At 58.3% G+C, this 23,847-nt stretch carries 26 protein-coding genes and 1 tRNA gene; 20 read left to right on the top strand and 7 right to left on the bottom strand.

Going from position 1 to position 23,847, the window contains the following annotated elements; genetic code table 11:
- Positions 1 to 16: 16 nt before the first annotated feature.
- The 4 genes from mgtE (at position 17) to P5704_005930 (ending at position 4,787) form a co-directional block, all read left to right on the top strand.
- Positions 17 to 1,450, top strand: a complete 1,434-nt coding sequence (gene mgtE / locus P5704_005945; protein WOF80029.1) for a magnesium transporter — start codon at positions 17 to 19, stop codon at positions 1,448 to 1,450.
- Positions 1,451 to 1,590: 140 nt separating this feature from the next.
- Entirely contained in the window at positions 1,591 to 1,833 is a 243-nt protein-coding gene (locus P5704_005940) for an OadG family transporter subunit (GenBank protein ID WOF80028.1), read from the top strand.
- Between the two features lie 22 nt (positions 1,834 to 1,855).
- A complete protein-coding gene (gene oadA, locus P5704_005935; GenBank protein WOF81181.1) occupies positions 1,856 to 3,640 on the top strand; it encodes a sodium-extruding oxaloacetate decarboxylase subunit alpha in 1,785 nt (594 codons plus the stop codon).
- Positions 3,641 to 3,650: 10 nt separating this feature from the next.
- The gene (locus tag P5704_005930; GenBank protein WOF80027.1) at positions 3,651 to 4,787 is read left to right on the top strand and encodes a sodium ion-translocating decarboxylase subunit beta; all 1,137 of its coding nucleotides are present in this window, start codon (positions 3,651 to 3,653) and stop codon (positions 4,785 to 4,787) included.
- A 276-nt stretch (positions 4,788 to 5,063) separates the two neighbouring features.
- Here P5704_005930 and P5704_005925 read toward each other — a convergent pair whose 3' ends face one another.
- From P5704_005925 to P5704_005915, 3 genes are all read right to left on the bottom strand, one after another.
- Positions 5,064 to 5,387: an Arc family DNA-binding protein gene (locus P5704_005925; GenBank protein ID WOF81180.1), complete on the bottom strand. Its 324-nt coding sequence runs from the start codon at positions 5,385 to 5,387 to the stop codon at positions 5,064 to 5,066.
- Positions 5,388 to 5,599: 212 nt separating this feature from the next.
- On the bottom strand, positions 5,600 to 5,785 hold the full coding sequence (locus P5704_005920; protein WOF80026.1) for a PA3371 family protein: 186 nt from the start codon (positions 5,783 to 5,785) through the stop codon (positions 5,600 to 5,602).
- A 45-nt stretch (positions 5,786 to 5,830) separates the two neighbouring features.
- A complete protein-coding gene (locus P5704_005915; protein WOF80025.1) occupies positions 5,831 to 6,043 on the bottom strand; it encodes a hypothetical protein in 213 nt (70 codons plus the stop codon).
- Positions 6,044 to 6,315: 272 nt separating this feature from the next.
- On the opposite strand from P5704_005915, the gene P5704_005910 reads away from it, so the two are divergent.
- Positions 6,316 to 6,392, top strand: a tRNA-Arg gene (locus P5704_005910).
- A 117-nt stretch (positions 6,393 to 6,509) separates the two neighbouring features.
- On the opposite strand, the gene P5704_005905 is transcribed toward P5704_005910, so the two are convergent.
- The 4 genes from P5704_005905 to flgA all read right to left on the bottom strand — a co-directional run bounded on the left by P5704_005905 (position 6,510) and on the right by flgA (position 9,006).
- Positions 6,510 to 7,256: a flagellar brake protein gene (locus P5704_005905; GenBank protein WOF80024.1), complete on the bottom strand. Its 747-nt coding sequence runs from the start codon at positions 7,254 to 7,256 to the stop codon at positions 6,510 to 6,512.
- 62 nt (positions 7,257 to 7,318) lie between these two features.
- A complete protein-coding gene (locus tag P5704_005900) occupies positions 7,319 to 7,789 on the bottom strand; it encodes a flagellar protein FlgN (GenBank protein WOF80023.1) in 471 nt (156 codons plus the stop codon).
- Positions 7,790 to 7,831: 42 nt separating this feature from the next.
- Complete coding sequence (gene flgM / locus P5704_005895; GenBank protein ID WOF80022.1) at positions 7,832 to 8,155, bottom strand: flagellar biosynthesis anti-sigma factor FlgM; 324 nt, start codon at positions 8,153 to 8,155, stop codon at positions 7,832 to 7,834.
- A gap of 113 nt (positions 8,156 to 8,268) precedes the next feature.
- Positions 8,269 to 9,006: a flagellar basal body P-ring formation chaperone FlgA gene (flgA, locus tag P5704_005890; protein ID WOF81179.1), complete on the bottom strand. Its 738-nt coding sequence runs from the start codon at positions 9,004 to 9,006 to the stop codon at positions 8,269 to 8,271.
- Positions 9,007 to 9,088: 82 nt separating this feature from the next.
- Here flgA and P5704_005885 point away from each other — a divergent pair, with 82 nt between their 5' ends.
- The 15 genes from P5704_005885 to P5704_005815 all read left to right on the top strand — a co-directional run bounded on the left by P5704_005885 (position 9,089) and on the right by P5704_005815 (position 23,847).
- Positions 9,089 to 10,021: a chemotaxis protein CheV gene (locus P5704_005885; GenBank protein ID WOF80021.1), complete on the top strand. Its 933-nt coding sequence runs from the start codon at positions 9,089 to 9,091 to the stop codon at positions 10,019 to 10,021.
- A gap of 32 nt (positions 10,022 to 10,053) precedes the next feature.
- Positions 10,054 to 10,881 carry a protein-glutamate O-methyltransferase CheR gene (gene cheR, locus P5704_005880; GenBank protein WOF80020.1) on the top strand — a complete coding sequence of 276 codons (828 nt, stop codon included), beginning with the start codon at positions 10,054 to 10,056 and terminating at the stop codon, positions 10,879 to 10,881.
- A 197-nt stretch (positions 10,882 to 11,078) separates the two neighbouring features.
- Positions 11,079 to 11,483 carry a flagellar basal body rod protein FlgB gene (gene flgB, locus P5704_005875; GenBank protein ID WOF80019.1) on the top strand — a complete coding sequence of 135 codons (405 nt, stop codon included), beginning with the start codon at positions 11,079 to 11,081 and terminating at the stop codon, positions 11,481 to 11,483.
- An 11-nt stretch (positions 11,484 to 11,494) separates the two neighbouring features.
- Positions 11,495 to 11,938, top strand: a complete 444-nt coding sequence (gene flgC / locus P5704_005870) for a flagellar basal body rod protein FlgC (protein ID WOF80018.1) — start codon at positions 11,495 to 11,497, stop codon at positions 11,936 to 11,938.
- Positions 11,939 to 11,957: 19 nt separating this feature from the next.
- Positions 11,958 to 12,641: a flagellar hook assembly protein FlgD gene (gene flgD / locus P5704_005865; GenBank protein ID WOF80017.1), complete on the top strand. Its 684-nt coding sequence runs from the start codon at positions 11,958 to 11,960 to the stop codon at positions 12,639 to 12,641.
- 30 nt (positions 12,642 to 12,671) lie between these two features.
- Entirely contained in the window at positions 12,672 to 14,372 is a 1,701-nt protein-coding gene (locus P5704_005860; GenBank protein WOF80016.1) for a flagellar hook protein FlgE, read from the top strand.
- A 198-nt stretch (positions 14,373 to 14,570) separates the two neighbouring features.
- Positions 14,571 to 15,311 (top strand): flagellar basal-body rod protein FlgF, encoded by a 741-nt coding sequence (gene flgF, locus P5704_005855; protein WOF80015.1) that lies wholly within the window; start codon positions 14,571 to 14,573, stop codon positions 15,309 to 15,311.
- 35 nt (positions 15,312 to 15,346) lie between these two features.
- Positions 15,347 to 16,132, top strand: coding sequence for a flagellar basal-body rod protein FlgG (gene flgG / locus P5704_005850; GenBank protein WOF80014.1), 786 nt, complete (start codon positions 15,347 to 15,349; stop codon positions 16,130 to 16,132).
- Between the two features lie 84 nt (positions 16,133 to 16,216).
- Positions 16,217 to 16,912, top strand: coding sequence for a flagellar basal body L-ring protein FlgH (gene flgH, locus P5704_005845; GenBank protein WOF80013.1), 696 nt, complete (start codon positions 16,217 to 16,219; stop codon positions 16,910 to 16,912).
- A 14-nt stretch (positions 16,913 to 16,926) separates the two neighbouring features.
- Positions 16,927 to 18,027 carry a flagellar basal body P-ring protein FlgI gene (locus P5704_005840; GenBank protein WOF80012.1) on the top strand — a complete coding sequence of 367 codons (1,101 nt, stop codon included), beginning with the start codon at positions 16,927 to 16,929 and terminating at the stop codon, positions 18,025 to 18,027.
- Between the two features lie 10 nt (positions 18,028 to 18,037).
- On the top strand, positions 18,038 to 19,210 hold the full coding sequence (gene flgJ, locus P5704_005835; protein ID WOF80011.1) for a flagellar assembly peptidoglycan hydrolase FlgJ: 1,173 nt from the start codon (positions 18,038 to 18,040) through the stop codon (positions 19,208 to 19,210).
- A gap of 3 nt (positions 19,211 to 19,213) precedes the next feature.
- Positions 19,214 to 21,256 carry a flagellar hook-associated protein FlgK gene (gene flgK / locus P5704_005830; protein ID WOF80010.1) on the top strand — a complete coding sequence of 681 codons (2,043 nt, stop codon included), beginning with the start codon at positions 19,214 to 19,216 and terminating at the stop codon, positions 21,254 to 21,256.
- An 11-nt stretch (positions 21,257 to 21,267) separates the two neighbouring features.
- Entirely contained in the window at positions 21,268 to 22,575 is a 1,308-nt protein-coding gene (flgL, locus tag P5704_005825) for a flagellar hook-associated protein FlgL (protein WOF80009.1), read from the top strand.
- A 122-nt stretch (positions 22,576 to 22,697) separates the two neighbouring features.
- Positions 22,698 to 23,009: a helix-hairpin-helix domain-containing protein gene (locus P5704_005820; protein WOF80008.1), complete on the top strand. Its 312-nt coding sequence runs from the start codon at positions 22,698 to 22,700 to the stop codon at positions 23,007 to 23,009.
- 388 nt (positions 23,010 to 23,397) lie between these two features.
- Positions 23,398 to 23,847 (top strand): DUF1232 domain-containing protein, encoded by a 450-nt coding sequence (locus P5704_005815; protein ID WOF80007.1) that lies wholly within the window; start codon positions 23,398 to 23,400, stop codon positions 23,845 to 23,847.

The raw sequence follows: 23,847 nt of genomic DNA, 5'->3' as shown, positions 1-23,847 counted from the left end.
CAGGGTGGAGTGCGCCATGACAGAAGTAGAAGCAAAAAAGCCCCAAGAGACCCTGCAGGATCGCCTGGCGCAGGTGGTCGATCTGTTGCAACGCCGTCGCCTTGGTGAGGATGGGGAGTACCGGCAGGACGGTGAGCAGGGCGAGGTCTACGACGAGAGTCAGATTCTCGCCGAGCTGCAACGCAAACTCGACGAACTGCATCCTGCTGATGTCGCTCACATTCTCGAAGCGTTACCGCTCGAGGAGCGGCTGACCGTCTGGCAGCTGGTCAAGGCCGAACGAGACGGCGATATCCTGCTCGAGGTGTCCGACGCGGTACGGGAAACGCTGATCGCCGACATGGACGATCATGAACTGCTTGCCGCGGCGAAGGAAATGGACGCCGACGAGCTGGCAGACCTGGCGCCGGAGCTGCCGCGCGACGTCGTTCATGAGCTGATGGAGAGCCTTGATGCCCAGCAGCGCGAGCGCGTGCGATCAGCGCTGTCCTACGAAGAGGATCAGGTCGGGGCGCTGATGGATTTCGAGATGGTGACCATCCGTGAGGATGTCAGTCTCGAAGTGGTGCTGCGTTATCTGCGTCGGCTCAAGGAGTTGCCGGGTCACACCGATAAGTTGTTCGTGGTCGACTACGACGGCGTGCTCAAGGGCGTGCTTCCGATCAAGCGTTTGCTGGTGAACGATCCAGACAAGCAGGTCGCGGAGGTGATGGCCAGCGATCCCGTGACATTTCACCCCGACGAAGACGCCTACGATGCGGCGCAGGCTTTCGAACGCTATGACTTGGTATCGACGCCGGTCGTCGACAAGAGCGGCAAGCTCATCGGGCGTCTGACCATCGATGAGATGGTCGACCTGATCCGTGAGGAGAGTGAAAGCGAAGTGCTCAACATGGCCGGTCTGCGCGAGGAGGAAGACATCTTCGCCTCCGTCTGGAAGTCCGTCCGTAACCGTTGGGCCTGGCTGGCGGTCAATCTGGTCACTGCATTTATCGCGTCACGGGTAATCGGCTTGTTCGATGGCTCGATCGAGAAGCTGGTCGCTCTCGCGGCCCTGATGCCAATTGTCGCAGGCATTGGCGGCAATTCGGGTAATCAGACGATCACCATGATCGTGCGCGCCATGGCGTTGGATCAGGTGGGTACCGGCAATACGTCCCGCCTGCTGCGCAAGGAGGTCGGGGTTGGGCTGGTCAACGGTCTGGTCTGGGGCGGTGTGATCGGTGCGGTGGCCTGGTGGCTGTATGGCAGCTGGTCTCTGGGGGTGGTCATGACTGCGGCGATGACCCTGAATCTGCTGCTCGCCGCGCTCATGGGGGTCTTGATTCCGATGACGCTGGTGCGCCTGGGGCGGGATCCGGCGATGGGGGCCAGCGTCATGATCACCGCCATGACAGACAGTGGCGGGTTCTTCATTTTCCTCGGATTGGCGACCATTTTTCTGCTGTAGCGGTACTTTTCGCGCCTTATTGGGGTTTGCCTTGTTTCGCTGTTTCGGGCTAAGGTTCGGCCGTTTCGTGTGTCGCGAAACGTGTCTGAACCTACGCAGCGAATAACAAGCAGCTTGAGCTGCTGACAAGGGAACTCCCGATGACCCCCAGCCAACTCCTGCTCGAAGGCGTCGAACTCATGCTGTTCGGCATCGGTTTCGTCTTCACCTTTCTCGTTCTGTTGATCCTCTGCATTCGCTTGATGTCCTACCTCGCCAGCCGCTTCGTCACTGAGCCGGCGCCTCGAGTAGCGGCCGTTCCAGTCGCGAGTGCTGAAACAGATGCGGATATTCTTGCAGCCATCCAGGCCGCGATTCATCAACACCGCGCGCGACGCGGTTGACTCTGGAAAGGGAGTTCCTTCCATGACCATTGCTAAACAGCCGCTCGGCATAACCGATGTGGTGCTGCGTGATGCGCACCAATCCATTCTCGCCACCCGTGTTCGACTGGAAGACATGTTGCCGATCGCTGCCAAGCTCGATCAGGTTGGCTTCTGGTCGGTGGAGAGCTGGGGTGGTGCGACCTTCGATGCCTGTATCCGCTACCTGGGCGAAGACCCTTGGGAGCGCATTCGCGAGCTCAAGAAGGCCATGCCCAACACGCGACAGCAGATGCTGTTGCGCGGCCAGAATCTGCTGGGTTATCGGCACTATGCCGATGACGTCGTGGAGAAGTTCGTCGAGCGGGCCGCTGTAAATGGTGTCGATGTATTCCGCGTATTCGATGCGATGAACGATCCGCGCAATCTCGAAACTGCCCTGCGTGCGGTCAAGCAGCAGGGCAAGCATGCGCAAGGCACCATTTCCTATACCACCAGCCCGGTGCATACGCTGGAAATGTGGGTCGATCTGGCCAAGCAGATCGAGGATATGGGCGCCGACTCGGTAGCGATCAAGGATATGGCGGGCATTCTCACGCCGTACATGGCGTTCGAGCTGGTGTCGCGCTTGAAGTCCAGTCTTGCGATTCCGATCCATATGCAGTGCCACGCGACAGCTGGCCTGTCGACGGCTGCCATTCTCAAGGCAGTGGAAGCGGGTATCGACAACGTCGATACCGCCATTTCGTCGCTTTCGATGACCTACGGACATTCTCCGACGGAATCGGTGGTCGCTATTTTTCAGGGTACGGAGCGCGATACCGGTCTGAACCTGGAGTTGCTCGAGGAAATCGCGGCGTACTTCCGCGAGGTCCGCAAGAAGTACGCGAAATTCGAGGGCACGCTGCGAGGTGTCGACTCGCGGATCCTCGTGGCTCAGGTGCCTGGCGGCATGTTGACCAATATGGAGGGGCAGCTGAAAGAGCAGGGCGCTCTGGGCAAGTTCGACGACGTGCTTGCTGAAATCCCTCGCGTTCGTGAAGACCTCGGCTTCATCCCGCTGGTAACACCTACATCGCAGATCGTCGGCACTCAGGCAGTGATCAACGTACTGATGGGGGAGCGCTACAAGTCGATCACCAAAGAGACTGCGGGCGTGCTCAAGGGTGAATACGGTGCGGCCCCTGCGCCTTTCAACTCCGAGCTGCAGGCTCGCGTGCTGGAGGGGGCCGAGGTGATCACCTGTCGTCCTGCAGACCTGCTGCAGCCGGAAATGGATCGTCTTACCGCTGAACTGCAGGGGATCGCGCAGGAGAAGGGCATCAAGCTCGCCGCGGATTCGATCGACGACGTGTTGACCTATGCGCTCTTCCCTCAGATCGGATTGAAGTTTTTGGAGAGTCGTGGAAATCCGGCCGCATTCGAGCCGGCGCCAACCGGGGGAGATCTGCCACCGAGGGAGGCGGGAAAACCGGAGGTCTACACCGTCGAAGTCAATGGCAAATCGTTCGTAGTGCAGGTTAACGATGGCGGCGACATTGAGGGTATCAAGCCTCTCGGCGCTGGTGACGGCGCTACTGGCGCGGTGAGTGGTCCTGCTGCCGTGCCTGCCAGTGGTGAAACCCAGGCGGCGCCGCTGGCTGGCAACATATTCAAGGTGCTGGTGCAGCCCGGGCAGCTGGTTCAGGAGGGTGATCTGGTGATGATTCTCGAGGCCATGAAAATGGAAACCGAGATTCGAGCGTTCAAGGCCGGCACCGTCGCCTCCGTCAGCGTGAAGGTGGGCGACGCGGTTTCGGTCGGTGACAGTCTGCTGAGCATCGGCTAAGGGGAGTCCCATGGAAAAGTTGCTCAAGCTGTGGCATGGAACCGGCCTGTACCATCTGGAGCCAGGTCAGGCGCTGATGATTCTCGTCTGTCTGGGATTGATCTATCTGGCGATTCGAAAGGGGTTCGAGCCGTTGCTGCTGATTCCGATAGGATTCGGCGGCATCCTGGCAAACATCCCTGTGGCCAATATGGGCGAGGGCGCCGGAATCCTGCATCTGTTCTATGAGGTGGGGCTGCCGACCAGCGTCTTTCCGCTGTTGATTTTCATGGGCGTCGGCGCGATGACCGATTTCGGCCCCATGCTCGCCAATCCCAAGACCCTGCTGCTCGGCGCAGCCGCACAGTTCGGTATCTTTGCGACCCTGCTCGGTGCGCTTGCTCTAACGGCTGCTGGGATTCCGGGTATGGAGTTCACGCTGCGCGAAGCAGCGTCGATCGCCATCATTGGGGGGGCGGATGGTCCGACGTCGATTTTCGTAACATCCAAGCTCGCCCCAGAATTGCTCGGCCCGATTGCGGTGGCTGCGTATTCCTACATGGCCCTCGTGCCGCTGATTCAGCCGCCGATCATGCGTGCGATGACCACTAAGGAGGAGCGCGCGATCGTCATGATGCAACTGCGTCATGTTGGGCAAGTCGAGAAGATCGTCTTTCCCTTGGTCCTCTGTTTACTGGTCGGCTTGCTGCTGCCGGATGCCGCGCCGCTGGTGGGTATGTTCGCCTTCGGTAATTTACTGCGCGAATGTGGCGTAGTGGACCGCCTGGCGGATACTTCCCGCAACGCTCTGATCAACATCGTCACCATCGCACTTGGTTTGACCGTTGGTTCGAAGCTCTCGGCCGAGGCCTTCCTGCAAATGAAAACCCTGGGGATTCTCGTGCTGGGTATGGTTGCCTTCTGTGGTGGCACGGCGGCGGGGATTTTCATGGCTCAAGTGATGAACCGTTTCAGCGAGAACAAGATCAACCCGTTGATAGGCTCTGCTGGGGTTTCTGCTGTGCCGATGGCTGCACGTGTATCGAACAAAGTGGGATTGGAGGCCAACCCCCAGAACTTCCTGCTGATGCATGCCATGGGGCCCAACGTGGCAGGGGTCATCGGTTCCGCGGTTGCCGCCGGGGTGCTGCTTAACTTTGTAGGCTAGTCGTATTGGCGCCTCCGCAACGGGGGCGCCTTGCTGTATCCAGGTTTTAACTTCTTATCGAGCGCTGGTCCCGAATCGACCATAGATTCGGCGCAGCCGAGTTTCCGAAGCGCAGTCGTGCTCTGTCTTGATTGGCTGGGGCGATAGGGGGGGGCTGGTGTGGTGATGCGGGATGACTTGTTGACCGCTTGAGAGTCGCAGTCGAAACAGGAGAAAAGTCAGGAAAATGCGCCAGCTGGAGGCAGTCACCTGTCTCCAGCTGGCGTCCGATCCGGCTCAATCTTCTTTGGCGAGCTCGGTGTCTTGGGCGATCAATGCAATAAGCGCATTCTGCTGACGATGAGCGAGCTGGCGAAAGCGCTGCAGAAGCTCTCGCTCGTGAAGAGACAGCTCGGGGCTGTCGAGACGCATGCTCAGATCTTCATCCAGTGCGCCTTCCTGCAACAGGCTCTGCTCCAGTCTGGCGATGATTTCTGAGTTCATGCTGCGGTGATGATTGCGCGCTACCTCAGCGATGCGTTCACGCATGCCGTCGGGAAGCCGAACAACGAACTTGTCAGCCGTACGGCTGGAATAAACTGCCTGTTTCATAGGGCGCATAATTAACCGGTTAGTCAGGTGGGCGTGCTGGCGTATTGCCGGGGTAGTCACCGGTCTGACAACCACCAGTACTCGCTGTTCCGTCAACCAAGGTAAAATTTAGGAGACGGCTTCATGGCGCCAATTGTACGACGATCTGCTGATTAGTAAAGAGTCAGTGCTATCAAAATGCCTTTACTGTGAACCAGTCTGGTTATCGCTTGACCGAGAGCCTAACGAAGCACTGGATCAAACTTGATCCTGCGTCCGATCATGAGCGCAAACAGCGACAAACTGCCGAATATGCCAAGCCCCGCCTTGCACGCGGTATCCAGGGTCGCCAGGCTTTGCGGGGCCAGGAAGGTGCCATACGCGCACGCTGCGGTAAGAAGCAGGCAAGTTATTGCAAATCTGGACATGAGTAACTCCTTTTTTGCGGAACCATCCGCGCTCAGCTGAATCCCTTAAAACACCCAGCGTTGCGGTTGAGAGAGCATGCTCGTCTCGCCTGAGTTGAGGGTGGTGATCTGTGCGCGTTCTGAGTTGCTAGTACGCTGAATTGAGAGCTGAGAAGAGGGCTCGTATCGCTTTTGCTGCGGCTCGGCGAATGGCAGCTGCGAGACTGTCAGGGCGGCAAATGTAAAGCCTGTAGTGAGAAGAAAAGCCGACTTGATCATGAGCGTTATCCTTCGCGTCACGTTAACTTTGCCTAGCTATTGCAGTAGCTGTGCCAAAGTCATGCTGGATAAAATCTCTTATAAATCAATAAGTTGGTGTTGGTTCGAGGCGGACGCTTCTTGCGCTTTGCACGGATGGCCAATAGTGATCATGCAATTTGCATTGCGGTGCGTGAGGAGGGCTGTTTAACCTGTGGGACGCCGCTTCGGCATCGGGTCTAGGATGGGCATGACAAATCATGCTTGGCTAGTTACCATGCCCGCCGCGTGATGTCCCAGTAGCTCAATTGGATAGAGCATCCCCCTCCTAAGGGGAAGGTTGTGAGTTCGAACCTCGCCTGGGACGCCATAAGATTTTGCGTGCTCATCACGCTTGGGCATCGAGGTTTTGAGATCGGCTGTGCCGCTCTATGCGGCAAGCCTTTAGCTGGGGGCTGTTCAGGTTCGCTGCGCCATGCGCGACGCGTCAGCCGAACGGTGAATCCGAATTGTCGCGGCGTGCGTCGCGTTGCAGCTGGTACACGAGTCTTTCAATCTGCCGTTGCGTCAGTCCGCTGAGGCGGTGAAAGCGCAGCCCGCAAATTGAAGTCCCTGACTTTTCATCAATGCTCACATGACGAAGCTCGACTTCTGTCTGTATCGCGCCGATTGGTAGCTTCGCGCTCAACTCGTAGACTTGGCCCGTTTGGAGCGCAGCCTGTTGGTCGCCCTTTACGCTCAGCTTGCAGCCGGTCGCCGATATATCGAGCAGTCTGCCTTCCAGGGCTTTTCTCACTGTCGAGCCGCCCAGCTGGGCCGCGACGGCGAGCTCTTTCAGTTGAGCGCGATACGCGTTGCGGCGCTGATGATAAGTGAGCGTTGTCGGGACTGGGATCCAGTAGCAGCGGGCGCCATCAATCTCTCCGATATGAACCTGCTGGTCGCTCGTCCAGGAGAGTCGTGCACCTTCGTAGAATCCTTCGATATGAATCCGCTCACCTTGCAGTAGCAATCTCTCGCCGTCATTGGGGATCAGCTCGTCGAGCGCTATCCAGCCAGTTTCACGATTCATTTCAACCAGAAAGCTCTGGTAGCGCTGGTTGCGCTCATGGAAGCGAAGCGTTAGGGGAGTGTTGTTGTCCAGAAGCGGACGCAGATTGGCGTAAATCTCAAGTGGTGCCGTCAATACCTTGGGAGGCTGCGGACCTTCATCGCCGAGGAATAAGCTAGACACGGGCCGGTGCTCTCCGGCGCATTGTTGTCACCATGGCGTTGCGTCCTTGTGGCGTATATCGTTCAGGCTTGGCTCAGAGGTCGTTGCGGCTTGTTCTTGGCGGCACCGCCACGATTGTCATACAGGCCAGGTGTATCCTCCTTGCCTTGGAGAATGTGCAGCATCCCGCCAAGGGCGCTTTGGTTGGCGTGGATGAGGCGGCCGTTTCTTTCATTGGCACTGCGGCAGCGCTCAAGCTCTGTTTCCAGCGCCAGCGCTTGCTCAAGAATAAGCGTACCGCTTTTCGATCTGCTTGCAGCCGCTTCGAGTCCGGCGCGATCTGGAGTCAGCTGCTGCCCTGTAAGCCACTGGCTGCGCTGAGCGCCATGCTGTGCAAGCAGTGCCAGTAGCGGCTGCTTCTTCGCCAATATCGCTTCTAGCTTCGTCAGGTTGCGTTCATCCAGCGCGGTGAACTCCTGATCGACGAGTTCAAGAAGCTGGCGTGCAATGCCGATATCATCGGTTAGCTGCTCAAGCAGGGCTGTGTCTTGCATTTCGTGCTCTGGGCATGCTCGCGTGTAGGTGTCGGCTCAGGTTCAGCGCTGGCTTTCGAATGCGAGCAGCTTGGATGCGACACGTTGGCTATCGACCTGATAGGAGCCCTCGGCGATCGCCTGTTTCAGCTTCGCTACGCGCTCCTGATCTACTGCAGGTTGCTCGTTCAGTTTGTCAGTTGCTTGCTGCAGGCGCTGGGCTTCAGGGCTCAGTTGAACGGTGTCGCTGGTGTTGACGCTGTCGGCTTTCGGCGCTTCGCTGGCTGGCCCTTGCTGAGTGCCAGAAGTACGCTCGTTGCCTTGTACGCTGCTGCGCCCGTTAGGGGCGTTCAGTGGACTATTGGGCCGATTGAAGTCGATGACCATGATGCAAACCTCGAAGGAATCAGGACGCTTGCCATGTGTTCGGCAACAATGGATGAAACTTTAGCCTTTTTTTCCAGCGAACACACTGGAAAACTCCGTCGTCTGCTTCATGCCTACATTGCCACTTCAACCTGACCTGGGCCAGTCACTCGAGCCTTGATCGTGCGACCGGAGCGTTGGTTCTTAACCGGGATCTGCTTGCCCGTGACGCCGTCGGCCATCGCCTCGCCGGGCATGCGTACGCTTATCGAGCCCGTCCTGGCCGTAATGACCACCTGATCGCCTTTGCGTACCACCTTCGCCATTTCCAGCTGGTTAGGTGTGATTACCTGGTCTGGCTGGGCCGGTCGTGTCAGTTTGTTACCCAGCGCCTCGTCGTGCCGGGTCAGGTATCCCTGAGTAAGGATGGATACGTCCCGTTCGGCAAGGCTCACGTCTGCATCGGTCAGCACGGTGCCGCGCAGAAGTGATCTGCTGGCGACAATGACCTGACGATAAAGACGAACGTGGCTGGGGACGAATACCGACCAGGGGCTGCTGCCTTCGCAACTTACTCGTACGCTCACGCGTCCTACTGGGATGGTGGTGCTGCCAAGGCTGGCCGCGATTGGTTGATCGCATTGATTCAAGCGCAAACGCGGATCCAGTCTGGCAACTTCGATCTCGTAGCGTGCATCGATAGTACTGCGGTTCAAATACTCGCTCACTGTCTGCTCAAGAAACTGCTCGGTCACGTCGATAAGCTGTTGAGGATGTGACATGGTTGACGCGTGGGTGTACTGAGCAAACACGCACAGCATTGATAGCAGCACGTTTCTATACGGTAGCCGGCCGCGCCGGAAAATGGTCATCTGGACGTTCATATCCCAACCAAAGCAAGGGGCGTGCCGCGTCGTCGGCCCCAATAATCTGCAAGCAGAGAGGAAGACTGGCATGGCCGGTGTATTGGATTCGGTTAACCAGCGTACCCAGTTGGTGGGGCAAAACCGTTTGGAGCTGCTGCTTTTCCGTCTTGAAGGCGAGCAGCTGTACGGAATCAATGTGTTCAAGGTGCGCGAGGTGCTGCAGTGCCCGCGCCTGACCGTGATGCCGAAATGCGGTCGGGTAGTACGTGGTGTTGCGAGTATTCGCGGCAGTACCTTGCCCATCCTCGATCTGTCGCTCGCCACGGGCAAGACTGCGCTGATGGACGTACAGAATTCTTTTGCGGTCATCACCGAGTACAACAACAGAACGCTGGGTTTTCTGGTGAGCTCTGTCGAAAGAATCGTCAACCTGAACTGGGAAGCGATTCTGCCCCCACCAAGAGGGGCGGGGCGTGATCATTACCTGACGGCCGTAACTCACATCGACAACAAGCTGGTGGAAATCATCGATGTGGAAAAGGTGTTGGCGGAAGTCGCACCGACCTCCGAAGAGGTATCAGCCGATGTGGTCGATGAGGATACCCGTGCCAAGGCGCTCTCGTGTCGTGTGCTCATAGTCGACGACTCGTCTGTAGCGCGTAAGCAGATTGCTCGCTGCCTGGAAAATATCGGTATCGAGGTCGTCAAACTTAATGATGGACGCGAAGCTCTCAACTATCTGAAGCGAATGGCTGACGAGGGCAAGAAGCCTGCTGAAGAGTTTCTGATGATGATTTCCGATATTGAAATGCCGGAAATGGATGGCTATACCCTGACTACCGAGGTACGGCACGATCCGCGCATGCAAGGTATGCATATACTCCTGCATACTTCCCTTTCCGGCGTGTTCAACCAGAACATGGTGAAGCGGGCGGGGGCGGATGATTTCCTCGCCAAGTTCCAGCCTGACGATCTCGCTGCTCGAGTGGCCGAGCGAATCAGGCAGGCGGATGCAAACTGAGGCTAGTTCCTCTCATGATGGTGAGGCTTTGATTGGTGTCAGTCGATCTGGATTTCGAGCAGTTCCGGGTATTTCTTGAAAAGACGTGCGGCATTCTGCTGGGCAGTAACAAGCAGTATCTGGTGTCCAGTCGGCTGAACAAGCTGATGGAACAACAGGGCATCAAGACGCTGGGCGATCTGGTTCGGAAGATTCAGGCACAGCCACGCAGCGGGCTTCGGGAGTTGGTCGTCGATGCGATGACGACCAACGAAACGCTCTGGTTTCGTGACACCTATCCTTTCGAAGTGCTCAAGAGTCGCGTGCTGCCAGAGATGCTCAAGGCTGGGGCAGGGCAGCGTCTGCGAATATGGTCGGCGGCATGCTCGTCCGGGCAGGAGCCGTACTCGCTGTCGATGTCCATCGATGAGTACGAGCGCAGCAATCCCAGTCAGGCGAAAACCGGCGTGCAGATCGTAGCTACCGAACTGTCCGGCGCGATGCTCGCAGCGTGCAAGGCGGCAGAGTACGACAGCCTGGCAATTGCTCGCGGTCTGTCCAGTGAGCGCCTGCAGCGCTACTTCGATGTAAAGGCGCCGGGGCGATGGGCGGTCAAGCCCGCGATCCGTTCGCGTGTCGAGTTCAGGGTGCAGAATCTGCTCGATAGCTATGCCGCGCTGGGCAAGTTCGACATCGTGTTTTGCCGCAATGTGCTGATCTATTTTTCCGCTGATGTGAAGAAGGATATTCTCAAGCGCATTCATGCGACATTGCGCCCGGGCGGCTATCTGTTTCTTGGCGCATCCGAAGCGCTCAATGGCCTGCCGGAGCTTTATCAGATGGTCCAATGCAGTCCGGGGATCATCTACAAGGCGAAGTAGCCGGCATCACGCCGGCGGCAGAAAACCGTCATGCAACATGACGGATGCGGCAAAAAAGCGGTAAAGCCTTGCCGCTTTTGACGCCCGCTAGCCGAGAGCTCTCTCGCTAGCCTCCTGAAATCAAAGAGTTACGTTCAGTGGCATGAGCTTTGCTGGTGTTTGCGTAAGCAGACTTGTATCCGGCAGAGGGCCAGATCATGAGCATCAGTTTCGATAAGGCATTGGGTATACACGAGAAGGCGCTCGGTTTTCGCTCGCAGCGCGCTGAAGTGCTGGCGAACAATATCGCCAACGCCGACACGCCCAATTACAAGGCTCGTGACTTGGACTTCAGCAGCGTGCTTGCCGAACAGTCCGCTCGCAGCCAGGGCGGATTCGAGGTGGCGCGGACCAGTGACAAGCATATCGCCGCCGAGGGGTTGGAGATTGCCGATGCCTCGTTGCGCTTCCGCACCCCCGCACATCCCTCGCTTGACCAGAACACTGTCGATCTGCAGATCGAGCAATCCCACTATGCGAAGAACGCCGTCGACTTTCAGGCGAGCTTCACCCTGCTCAATAGCAAATTCAAAGGGCTGATCAGCGCCCTGCGCGGCGAGTAAAGGAGTTTCCCATGTCTCTAAGCAGCGTATTCAACATTGCCGGTAGTGGCATGAGTGCCCAGAGCACCCGTTTGAACACTATCTCCAGCAATATCGCGAACGCCGAAACCGTTTCATCCAGTGTCGATCAGACTTACCGAGCGCGGCATCCCGTATTTGCGACCGTGTTTCAGCAGGCCGGCGGTCAGCCTGATCAATCGCTTTTCGCGGAGCAGGATCAAGCGGGTGCAGGCGTTCAGGTGTTGGGTGTGGTCGAGGATCAGGGCGAGCTGCAGGCGCGCTATGAGCCCAATCATCCGGCCGCCGACGAGGCCGGCTACGTGTATTACCCGAACGTCAATGTGGTGGAAGAGATGGCCGACATGATTTCAGCCAGTCGCGCGTTTCAGACCAACGCCGAACTGATGAATACGGCCAAGACCATGTTGCAGAAAGTGCTGACGCTGGGTCAGTGATCGTTACGAGAGCGCATTCATGAGCACTACAAGCGGCGTTGGCGGTAGCAGTTCGATACTCGAGCAGTACCAGTTCGGAGAGGATCGCGAGGTCAAGGGTAACGACCTTGGCAAGAACGAGTTCCTTGAACTGCTGGTTGCCCAGATGAACAACCAGAATCCGCTGGAACCCCAGGAAAACGGCGAGTTCATCGGTCAGCTGGCGCAGTTCAGTACGGTCGAGGGTGTCGAGAAACTGAATTCCAGCATGGAAACCATCCTTTCCGGCTATCAGTCTTCGCAGGCGCTCCAGGCCTCGTCCCTGGTCGGTCGCAAGGTGATCGTGCCGGCCGACAAGGCTGTGGTCGATACCAGTGAAACCTTCAAGGCTAGCCTGGTGTTGCCGACGTCGAGCAGCAACGTGTTCGTGAATATCTACGACAACACCGGCGCTGCGGTTGGCCGCGTGAACATGGGCGCGCAAGAGGCCGGGAACATCTCCTTCATGTGGGATGGCAAGGATTCCAGCGGCAATGTCTTGCCGCCCGGCACCTATCGATTCGAAGCGCAGGCTACGTATCAGGGCGAAACCAAGGGGTTGTATACCTTGCTGCCGGCTAACGTCGACAGCGTCACCCTCGGGCACAACGGTGGGGAGCTGATGCTCAACCTTGCCGGTGTTGGCAGCATCGGGCTTTCTCAAGTCCAGGTCATCGGACAATAACCGCCGGCACTTCGGCAAAGGAGCGATTCAATGTCCTTCAATATCGGTCTTAGCGGCCTGCGTGCGGCGAGTAAAGATCTCAATGTCACCGGCAACAACATTGCCAACGCCGGCACCGTGGGTTTCAAGCAGTCGCGTGCGGAATTCTCCGATGTGTATGCGGCCTCCGTGCTCGGCACCGGGAAAAACCCGCAGGGCAGCGGTGTGCTGATGTCCAACATTTCTCAGCAGTTCAATCAGGGCAACATCAACTACACGCAGAATGCGCTGGATCTGGCGATCAATGGCAACGGCTTCTTCCAGGTCAGCAACAATGGCGCAGTCAGCTATACGCGCGCGGGTTATTTCGGTACCGACCGTGAGGGCTTCCTGGTCGATAACTTCGGCTACAAGCTGCAAGGCTTCCCGGTAGATGACAACGGCAATCTACAGAATGGCGTCGTGGGTAACTTGCAAGTGCAGACGACCAATCAGGCGCCGAAGGCTACCAGTCAGATCGATACGGCGTTCAACCTGAACTCGACACAGAAAGCGCCCGTAACATGGCAGGCATCGTACGATAGTGTGATCGACAAGGCTTATCGCGACAACTTCACGACTGATTCGAAGTTGGTGACTGCGATGAACAGCTGGTTGACTACAAACGCAGTTATTCCGTCAGCGCCGACCGCCGCTGAGCGAGCAAGCGCTTACAAGGACGCTTTGATAAATGTTCCCGCCGCTGATCGGACAGCTTACGACGACGTGATGTTATCCAGCGTTGGAAGTATCGCGATTCCTGATGAAGAGCTTGGTCCAAAGGTCGTCGAGGCTATAGCTGCTGCGGAAGTTGCGGCTGTAGAGGTTGCCAAGGCCGCTTCGGGGACTGAGGCTGTAAAGCTTCTTGCGCTCAGCACAGCAGACGCGACATTCAATCCGACCGATCCGACCACATATAACAGTTCGACGTCGCTGAACATTTACGACTCGCAGGGTAACGCGCACGTCATGACGCAGTACTTCGTCAAGACTAGCGCCAATACCTGGGATATGAAGGTGCTGATTGATGGTCGTAATCCGGCTGCTCCTGGTCAAGAGCCGCCAGAGCCCTATGTGATGGGACTGACTTTCAACTCTTCCGGTGCTCTAACCAGCATTGGGAATCCGGAGGCTGGCCCTTTTACCGTTGGGGCTGATCTCAAAGTTACCTTGAATAGTCCTAGCGCGACCAATCCGGACGGCTGGATTCCTGCCATATCCGACGGCGGTACTCCCGCTACATGGTCGCCCAACGGCGCGCTGGCCAACCCGGACGGCATCGTTCTCGACTTTTCCAAGTCATCGCAGTTCGCCAGTGCCTTCGCGGTGAACAGTGTTGCTCAGGATGGTTACACCACCGGTGAGCTGGCAGGTCTGGAAATCGACGACACCGGTGTGATCTTCGCCCGTTACACCAATGGTCAATCCAAGGTGCAGGGGCAGATCATCCTGGCGAACTTCGCCAATGTCCAAGGCCTCACCCCGGTGGGCAAGTCGCAGTGGGTGCAATCGTTCGAGTCAGGCGAGCCCGTGGTCGGCACGCCAGGCTCCGGTACGCTCGGTGCCCTGCAGGCAGGTGCGCTGGAGGACTCCAACGTCGAGCTTTCGGACCAGCTGGTCAATCTGATCGTCGCCCAGCGCAACTATCAGGCGAACGCCAAGACCATCGAAACCGAAAGCGCTATCACGCAGACCATCATCAATCTGCGGTAATAGCCAGCGGCAAAGAAGGTTGCCGCTGACGGCATTATTCCGCCGCTCCTTTCGAAGAAGGCCCGTAAGGGCCTTCTTTGTTTCTGTAAAACCTATATAAATCAGCTTCTTAAGTGGTCCTTTCGGTGATGGCACGCGCCTTGCATTTTTCATCTGCAACAGAATCGCAAGTGTCAAACTCGCGTCTCGGAGATGTCGATGGACAAGATGCTCTACGTGGCCATGACCGGTGCCAGCCAGAATGCGCGGGCCCAGCAGGCCCATGCCAACAATCTGGCGAATATTTCCACCACTGGCTTTCGCCGGGATTTCGAGCAAGCCCGCTCGATGCAGGTCTTTGGCGACAGCCATCCCGCGCGGGTGTATGCGATGTCCGAGCGTCCGGGCACCGACTTCACGCCGGGCACCTTGCAGGAAACTGGTCGTGATCTTGATGTCGCCGTCGAAGGCGAGGGCTGGATTGCGGTGCAGGCGCCGGATGGCAGTGAGGCCTACGTCCGCACTGGCAGCCTGAATATTGACGTGCTTGGCATGTTGCGTACCGCAGACGGCATGCCGGTGCTGGGCAATGGCGGGCCGATCGCGATTCCTCCGGAAGAGAAGGTGGATGTCGGCAATGACGGCACCATCAGTATTCGCGCGCTGGGTGAGGACCCGAACGTTGTGGTCACCGTGGATCGCATCAAGCTGGTCAACCCTGATCCGCAACAGCTGGAAAAGGGCACTGATGGCCTGATTCGCCTGAAGGATGGCCAGCCTATCGAGCCCGACGCAAACGTGCGGGTCGTCTCGGGTTTTCTCGAGGCGAGCAATGTGAACGCGGTATCCGAAATGACTTCCATCCTGGCGCTGTCCCGCCAGTTCGAACTGCACGTAAAGATGATGCGCACCGCCGAAGATGACGCGGCTGCCATGGCGCGCGTACTGCAACTCAGCTAATAGCGTGGCGCCGGCGGCGCACGAGGAGAAAGCTCATGCTTCCAGCACTTTGGGTCAGCAAGACCGGATTGTCCGCCCAGGACATGAACCTGACGACCATTTCCAACAACCTGGCCAACGTTTCCACCACCGGCTTCAAGCGTGACCGCGCCGAGTTTCAGGATCTGCTCTATCAGATTCGCCGCCAGCCTGGCGGTCAGTCCAGCCAGGACAGCGAACTGCCCTCCGGCCTTCAGCTGGGTACCGGTGTACGGGTTACCGGCACGCAGAAGATCTTCACCGCCGGTAGCCTGCAGACCACCGAGCAGCCGCTGGATATGGCGGTCAACGGTCGCGGTTTCTTCCAGGTGCTGCTGCCCGATGGCACGGTTTCCTACACCCGTGACGGCAGCTTCCATCTGAGTTCCGATGGCCAATTGGTGACCTCCAACGGCTATGCGCTGGAGCCGGCTATCGTGGTACCGCCGGAGACCCAGACCTTCACCGTGGGCGAGGACGGCACTGTCTCCGTGACCACCGTGGGCAATCCGCAGCCGCAGATCATCGGCAATATCCAGACTGCCGACTTCATCAACCCGGCCGGTCTTCAGGCGATGGGCAGCAACCTGTTCCTGGAAACCGCCGCCAGTGGTGCGCCGCAGGTGAGTACGCCGGGACTGAATGGGTTGGGCACGGTGCTGCAGAACACCCTGGAAAATTCCAACGTCAGCGTCGTCGAGGAGCTGGTGAACATGATCACCACTCAGCGCGCCTACGAGATGAATTCCAAGGTCATATCCACCGCCGACCAGATGCTGTCGTTCGTTACGCAGCAGCTCTGATCGCGCGTTCGCCGTTGTATACGGGCACGCACGCCTTGTGCTGCTCGCAGTAGTTTCGATGGCCTGTTATGGCTTGAGGTGTTTATGAGCCGTTTGCTGATTGTTGTGTCGATGTCGTCCGCCCTGGCGCTGGCCGGATGTGTTGCCCCTGCGCCGAAACCGAACGACCCGTACTACGCACCGGTGCTGCCACGCACACCGCTGCCAGCGGCGCAGAACAACGGTGCAATCTATCAGGCAGGCTTCGAGACCAATCTCTACGATGATCGCAAGGCCCATCGGGTCGGCGACATCATCACCATCACGCTCAATGAGCGTACGCAGGCCAGCAAGAACGCCTCGTCACAGATTTCGAAGGACAGCAGTGCCAACATCGGGCTTGGCTCGCTGTTCGGCGGAGCCGTGTCGATGGCCAATCCGCTGACCGGCAACTCGATGAGTCTGGGCGCCGAGTACGACGCGTCACGAGATACTTCAGGTTCCGGACAGGCCGGACAGAGCAACAGTCTGTCCGGTTCGATCACCGTGACTGTCTCCGAAGTGCTGCCCAACGGCATCCTCGCCGTGCGCGGCGAGAAGTGGATGACGCTCAACACCGGCGATGAACTGGTGCGCATCGCGGGGCTGGTTCGCGCGGACGATATCTCCACTGACAATACTGTTCCGTCTACCCGTATCGCCGATGCACGCATTACCTATTCGGGCACCGGTGCCTTTGCCGATGCGAGCCAGCCTGGCTGGCTGGACCGATTCTTCATGAGCCCGATGTGGCCCTTCTGACCGGAGCTGATGTCATGTGGAAAAAACTGCTTCTGCTCGCGGGTTTGCTCACGCTCTGCGCGGGCGCGCAGGCTGAGCGCTTGAAGGATGTCGCGACCATCCATGGTGTTCGCAGCAACCAGCTGATCGGCTATGGCCTGGTCGTCGGGTTGAACGGTAGCGGTGACCAGACCACCCAGACGCCGTTCACCGTGCAGACCTTCAACAATATGCTGGCCCAGTTCGGCATCAAGGTGCCGGCCGGTGGCAACATTCAGCTGAAGAACGTCGCGGCGGTGTCGATTCATGCCGAACTGCCGCCGTTCGCCAAGCCGGGACAGACCATCGACATCACCGTCTCGTCGATCGGTAACGCCAAAAGCCTGCGTGGCGGCAGCCTGTTGATGGCGCCGCTGAAGGGTATCGACGGCAACGTCTACGCCATCGCTCAGGGCAACCTGGTGGTAGGGGGCTTTGACGCCGGTGGCGCCGATGGCTCGCGGATCACCGTCAATTCGCCGTCGGCTGGCCGGATTCCGGGTGGCGCAACGGTCGAACGTCCGGTGCCGAGTGGCTTCAATCAGGGCAATACACTGACGCTGAATCTCAATCGTCCGGACTTCACCACGGCCAAGAACATCGTCGACCAGATCAACGATCTGCTCGGCCCGGGTGTAGCGCAGGCGCTGGATGGCGGTTCGATCAGCGTGACCGCGCCGCTGGATCCGAGTCAGCGCGTGGACTACCTGTCGATTCTGGAAAATCTCGACGTAGAGGTTGGCCAGGCCGTGGCCAAGGTCATCATCAACTCGCGTACCGGCACGATCGTGATCGGCCAGAACGTGCGGGTACAGCCTGCAGCTGTTACCCACGGCAGCCTGACCGTCACCATTACCGAAGATCCACAGGTGAGCCAGCCGGAACCCTTCTCGGATGGTCAGACCGTCGTCGTGCCCAACAGCAAGGTGAAAGCCGAGCAGGAAGCCAAGCCGATGTTCAAGTTCGGCCCGGGTACCACGCTGGATGAGATCGTCCGGGCGGTGAATCAGGTGGGCGCTGCGCCCAGCGACCTGATGGCCATTCTCGAAGCACTGAAGCAGGCTGGCGCACTGCAAGCCGACCTGATCGTGATCTAAGGGCAGGGATATGGAAAATCGTCTCGGAAGCGGAGCGCGCGGCCTCGACAGTGGCAGCTACACCGACCTCAATCGCCTCAGCCAGCTCAAGGTTGGCAAGGATCGGGACGGTGAGGAGAACGTGCGCAAGGTTGCGCAGGAGTTCGAGTCGTTGTTTCTCAACGAAATGCTCAAGTCGATGCGTTCGGCAACCGAGGTGCTGGCCAAGGACAATCCGCTGAACAGTCAGGCCAGCAAGCAGTACCAGGATATGTATGACCAGCAGCTGTCTGTCAGCCTTTCGAAGGAGGGCGGTGGCATCGGCCTGGCAGACGTACTGGTGCGCCAGTTGAGCAAGCAGACCGAAACCGCGACACGCAACAATCCCTTTGCCCAGGTTGCGCAGACCGAAGGCGCCGCCTGGCCGAGTAAACCGGCCGCGGCTGTCGAGTCCGCACGAGATGATTCCCGATTGCTCAATCAGCGTCGCCTGGCGTTGCCAGGCCGGGCGATCGAGCGGCAAGTGGCAGATGTATCGGCGACTGCGCAGAAACCTGCCGCAGAAGGCGTCCAGCCTTTGGTCGACCTCGATTGGAAGCCTGCCACGGCGTTCGTTCCCCCCAAGGACAAGCCGTTGGTCGTCAACGGTGTCGAGAAAAGTGCGCCCAACGCGCCGAGCAAGACGCGATTCAATTCGTCCGAGGAGTTCATCGCCACCATGCTGCCCATGGCAGAAAAGGCGGCCGAACGACTGGGTATCGAGCCGCGTTTCCTGGTCGCACAAGCTGCCCTGGAGACCGGCTGGGGTAAATCCATGATCCGTCAAAAGGACGGCAGCAACAGCCACAACCTGTTCGGCATCAAGGCCACCGGCTGGAAAGGGGCGTCGGCCACCGTGATGACCACCGAGTACGTCAACGGTACGGCAACCCGCGAGAGAGCGGGCTTCCGCGCCTACGATTCGTTCGAGCAGAGCTTCGACGATTTCGTCAGCCTGCTGGAAAACAACGACCGTTATCGGACCGCCATTCAGGTGGCGAGCAATACCGGCGATTCGGAGCGCTTCGTCAAGGAGCTGCAGAAGGCCGGCTACGCCACCGACCCGCAGTACGCGCGCAAGATCAGCCAGATCGCCCGCAAGATGCAGACTTATCAGACCGTTGCCGACGCGAATTCGGTGCCCGCCATGCGGACCAGAGGCTAAATCATGGCTGACCTATTGAGCATTGGCCTTTCCGGCCTGGCTGCCAGCAAAACCCAGCTTTCCATCACTGGCCATAACATCACCAACGTCAACACGCCTGGCTACACTCGTCAGGATGCGACCCAGGCGACACGCTCGCCGCAGTTCAGTGGCGCGGGTTACATCGGGTCGGGCACCTCGCTGGTAGACGTACGTCGCTCATACAGCGAATTTCTCACCAGCCAGCTACGCAGCAGCACCTCGCTGAACAGCGATGTCGAGGCTTACAAGAGTCAGATCGATCAGCTCGACTCATTGTTGGCTGGCACCACCACCGGCATCACGCCCTCATTGCAGAAGTTCTTTTCGGCGCTGCAGACGGCGGCCGAAGACCCGGCAAATATTCCGGCGCGCCAGCTGGTACTGGCCGAGGCCGAGGGTTTGGCACGGCGTTTCAACACCGTCTATGACCGTCTCTCCGAGCAGAACAATTTCACCAACAAGCAGATGTCCGCGGTCACCGATCAGGTGAACCGGCTGGCAGGCAGCATCGGTAGCCTCAACGAGGCGATCGCCGTCGCCGCGGCCAACGGCAAACAGCCGAACGATCTGCTCGATGCCCGTGACGAGGCCGTTCGGCAGTTGTCGGGTTACATCGGCGTGACCGTGGTGCCGCAGGACGATAGCAGCTTCAATATCTTTATCGGCAGCGGCCAGCCGTTGGTCGTGGGCAGCGCGGTCGCCAAGCTGGAGGTGGTGCCGGGGCAGGGCGACCCCAACCGCCATGAAGTGCAATTCATCAGCGGTGGTTCGCGGCAGGGCATCACATCGCAGATTACCGGTGGCGAACTCGGCGGGCTGATTCGCTATCGCGAGGAAGTGCTGGATTCGACCATGAATTCGCTGGGGCGCCTTTCGCTGGCGGTCAGTGATCAGGTCAATACTCAGCTGGGACAGGGGCTGGATCTGAAAGGACAGGTCGGTTCGGCACTTTTCGGTAACTACAACGATCCGGCGCTAGCCAAGTTGCGCGTCAATGCGTTTGCCGGGAACAGCAACGCGCAACCAGTGCTGAACATCACCGACACCAGCGTGCTCACCACCAGCGATTACCTGATGGAGTATGACGCGAGCGGACCCAAAGTTCGTCGCCTGAGCGACAACCAGCTGATGACCGTAACGGACACCACGCCGCCGACCGGTGTGCTCACGATCACCGACAAGAACGGAGTCGATCAGGGCTTCCAGGTCGTTCTCGGTAACCCAGCCCCCGCTGTAGGCGACAAATTCAGTCTGCAGCCGACTCGTCGAGGCGCGGCTGATATCAAGGCGACTCTGGATCAGGCCGATCAACTGGCCTTTGCTGCCCCGGTGCGCGCGGAAAGCAATTTGCAGAACGCTGGCACCGGTGCGATTGGCCAGCCCGACATGACTTCCGGGCCTTCGCCGATCAGCATTTCGGCGCTGCAGGGGTTGTTCGGCAGCAATGGAGCGACGCTTACTTTTACCGAGCCGGGCACAGTAACGATTACGGGTGGTACTGCGCAATTTCGGACTGTGGACGACAGTGCTACGCCGCCGACGGTCAGTTACTCGTCGACCGCAACCATCCAGCCAGGGCAAAGCAATTCGCTGGTGGTGGGGGATGCCAATTACCAGTTCGAGTTTTCTCTGAGCGGTACGCCGAAGGATAACGACAGGTTCGCGATGGCGTTCAACCAGAGCGGCGTTTCTGACAACCGCAATGCCTTGAAACTAGTCGACCTGCAAACCAAGCAAACTGTTGGTGTGAGCGCCAATGTCGCCGGTTCTGGCTTCAGCTTCACCGATGGCTACGGCGAACTGGTCGAGCGAGTCGGCACGTTGACGGCACAGGCACGGATGGATAGCGAAGCGACAGGCTCGATTCTCAAACAGGCCACGGACAACCGCGATTCACTCTCGGCTGTGAACCTGGACGAGGAAGCCGCCAACCTGATCAAGTTCGAGCAGTACTACAACGCTTCGGCCCAGATCATTCAAGTTGCCCGCTCCTTGTTCGATACATTGATCAGCTCCTTCAGGTAATAGGTCGCCTTATGCGCATTTCCACCCTGCAAGCATTCAATAACGGCGTTGCCGGACTGCAGCGCAACTACGCCAATGCGACCCGCACCCAGGAGCAGATCAGTACCGGCAATCGCATCCTTACGCCAGCCGACGACCCGGTTGCGTCGGTGCGCCTATTGCAATTGGAGCAGCAGCAAAACGTGCTGAGCCAGTACAACTCCAACCTGACTGCGGCGGACAGCAGCCTGGTCCAGGAAGAGTCGACGCTCAACTCGGTGAACACCGTGCTGCTGCGCGTGCGCGAGTTGGCCTTGCGCGCCGGCAACGGCTCTCTCGACGCGGAAGATCGCAAATCCATCGCTGCCGAACTACGTGAGCGTGAGGATGAATTGCTGTCTCTAATGAATACTCGCAACGCGCGAGGCGAATATCTCTTCTCGGGTTTTCAGGGCAAGACCCAGCCCTTCGTGCGTGCTGCCGATGGCAGCTACAGCTATCAGGGCGACGAAGGGCAACGCAAACTGCAGATCGCCAGTTCGCTGAATATCCCAATCAGTGACAGCGGAAAGTCGATCTTCGAGAACGTTACTAATGCTGGGCGGCTAGCAAGCGCTCTGGACACCTCTGGCATAACGCCTGGCGACGTTTCCACTCTAGCCGTATCTAAGCCGCTGGTTGGTGACGAAGTTGCCTTCTCCGGCTCGCCAGCCTTCCCTACAGAGGGAGTGGAAATCTTATTCGAGGACGATGGGAGTTATTCCATCTATGGCCTGCCACGCGCCGCTGGGGATATTCCTCTTCCCGATGGACAAAACTTCAAGATGGACGACGATGCAGAGCGTAGCGACTCTCTGGTGTTTCGGGGGGTCACTTTGCAGTTCGATGGTACGCCTGTGGGCGGCGAACGAATCGTTGTCATGCCCGGCGCAGGAATCACCATAGATCCGGTGACTGGGGATGCGTCGGCTGAGCCCGTGCAGAACAAACAAGGGATTCTGGATACCATCGCCAACCTGCGCAAGACCCTGGAAGACCCGTCCTCCAGCAACGCCGATATTCGCGACTCGGTGGCGGTGAGCCTGACCAACCTCGACCACGGCATGGTCAGCGTCGATGCCGCCCGGGGCAATATCGGCGCACGGCGGAACGTGATCGAAACCACCCTGACCGACAACGAAGACGTGGCCCTGGTTAACAAATCGGTTCAGGCCGAGTTGCGTGAGCTGGACTACGCAGAGGCGCTGTCCCGGCTGTCATTCCAGACCGTCATCCTCGAGGCTGCGCAGCAGAGCTACGTAAAGATCAGCGGCCTGAATCTGTTCAACGCCATGCGCTGAGCTTGACGAGGTTCGCAAATATGCAACCTCGTTTTTGACATCAGCTGGCAGGCGACTAGATTGGCTGACGCGGAGCAGGAAGTCCCGCGAACGAATACTCTGGTTTTCATAAGGACATGATCATGCGTAAAGCTATTCTTGCCGCTGCGGCGTTCGCCGTACTTTCCGGCTTTTCTTTCGGTGGCTATGCGGCCACTCAGGCACAACCTGCCCCAACAGCTGTGGCTGTCGCCCCGGCCCCAGTGAACCTCAATTCTGCGGATGCTGAGACGCTTACCCGTGAGCTGAGAGGCATTGGTGAAACCAAGGCAAAAGCAATCATCGATTATCGGGAGGAGCATGGTCCGTTCAGCTCGGTAGATGAGCTGCTCGAGGTAAAAGGCATCGGCTCGGCGACCCTCGACAAGATTCGCGGGCAGCTCAGCGTTCAGTAAGTGAAGGGAGGTCGATTGCAATGATCGACCTCTTTTTTCAGCTCTTCATCAACGCCTTCCTCCCTGCCACGACTAGCCCCCTATAGTCCGAACGCCCGGTGTCTTCGTCAGTCAAAGTGCTTGCAAAGGCATTGACATTCACCGGTTATGCACATTCGGAATAGATTGCGGCGTGCTCGTCGAGCATGTTTCAGTACAATTTCAGTGTCACTGTAACCTATTGATTATTAAGGGATAGATCGGCTGGATAAAAAAGCACCGATCTGTTCGGCAGCCCCGTAAACAGGGCTTTAGCGGCAACCATCCATAAACTGTTCACAAGGTTATCCACAGCTTCGGTGGATAACCTTCTCAAGGTCAGGGATGACGCAGGCTGGAGGCAATCTAGATGAAGGCTCCCTGGAATTTCATCCGATATTTTCCGCTCGCTCAGCGTCTGATCAAACGCGGAAAGATCCCTGCGTTGCTCCTTGCTGTTGCTCGCAAGTCCTCATCGAAAAGAGGGTTGCTCAAGGGATTGCGAGAAGACCTGGCGCTTTTACAGGCGCTTTGCGTAGCCTGGTGGCGCGGCGAGTATCGGGCTATCAGCCCTAACGCATTGATAGCCGTAGTGGCAGGCTTGCTCTACTTTCTGTCGCCTATCGACGCCATCCCGGATTGGCTGCCCGGTCTCGGATTCGTTGACGATCTGGCTGTGCTCGGCTGGGTAATGCGCAAGTGGTCTGGTGAGTTGGAGGCGTTCAAGATCTGGAAGCAGGCCCAGACTGCGGATCGGCAGGCATCACTGCAACGCTTGCCTGCGCTGGACGAACCGAAAGCCGGCGGCCAGCCGAGCTGA

Origin of the sequence: Pseudomonas sp. FeN3W (assembly GCA_030263805.2) — a bacterium.
Classification (GTDB): domain Bacteria; phylum Pseudomonadota; class Gammaproteobacteria; order Pseudomonadales; family Pseudomonadaceae; genus Stutzerimonas; species Stutzerimonas stutzeri_G.
This window is presented reverse-complemented; position numbering and strand designations above follow the sequence as displayed.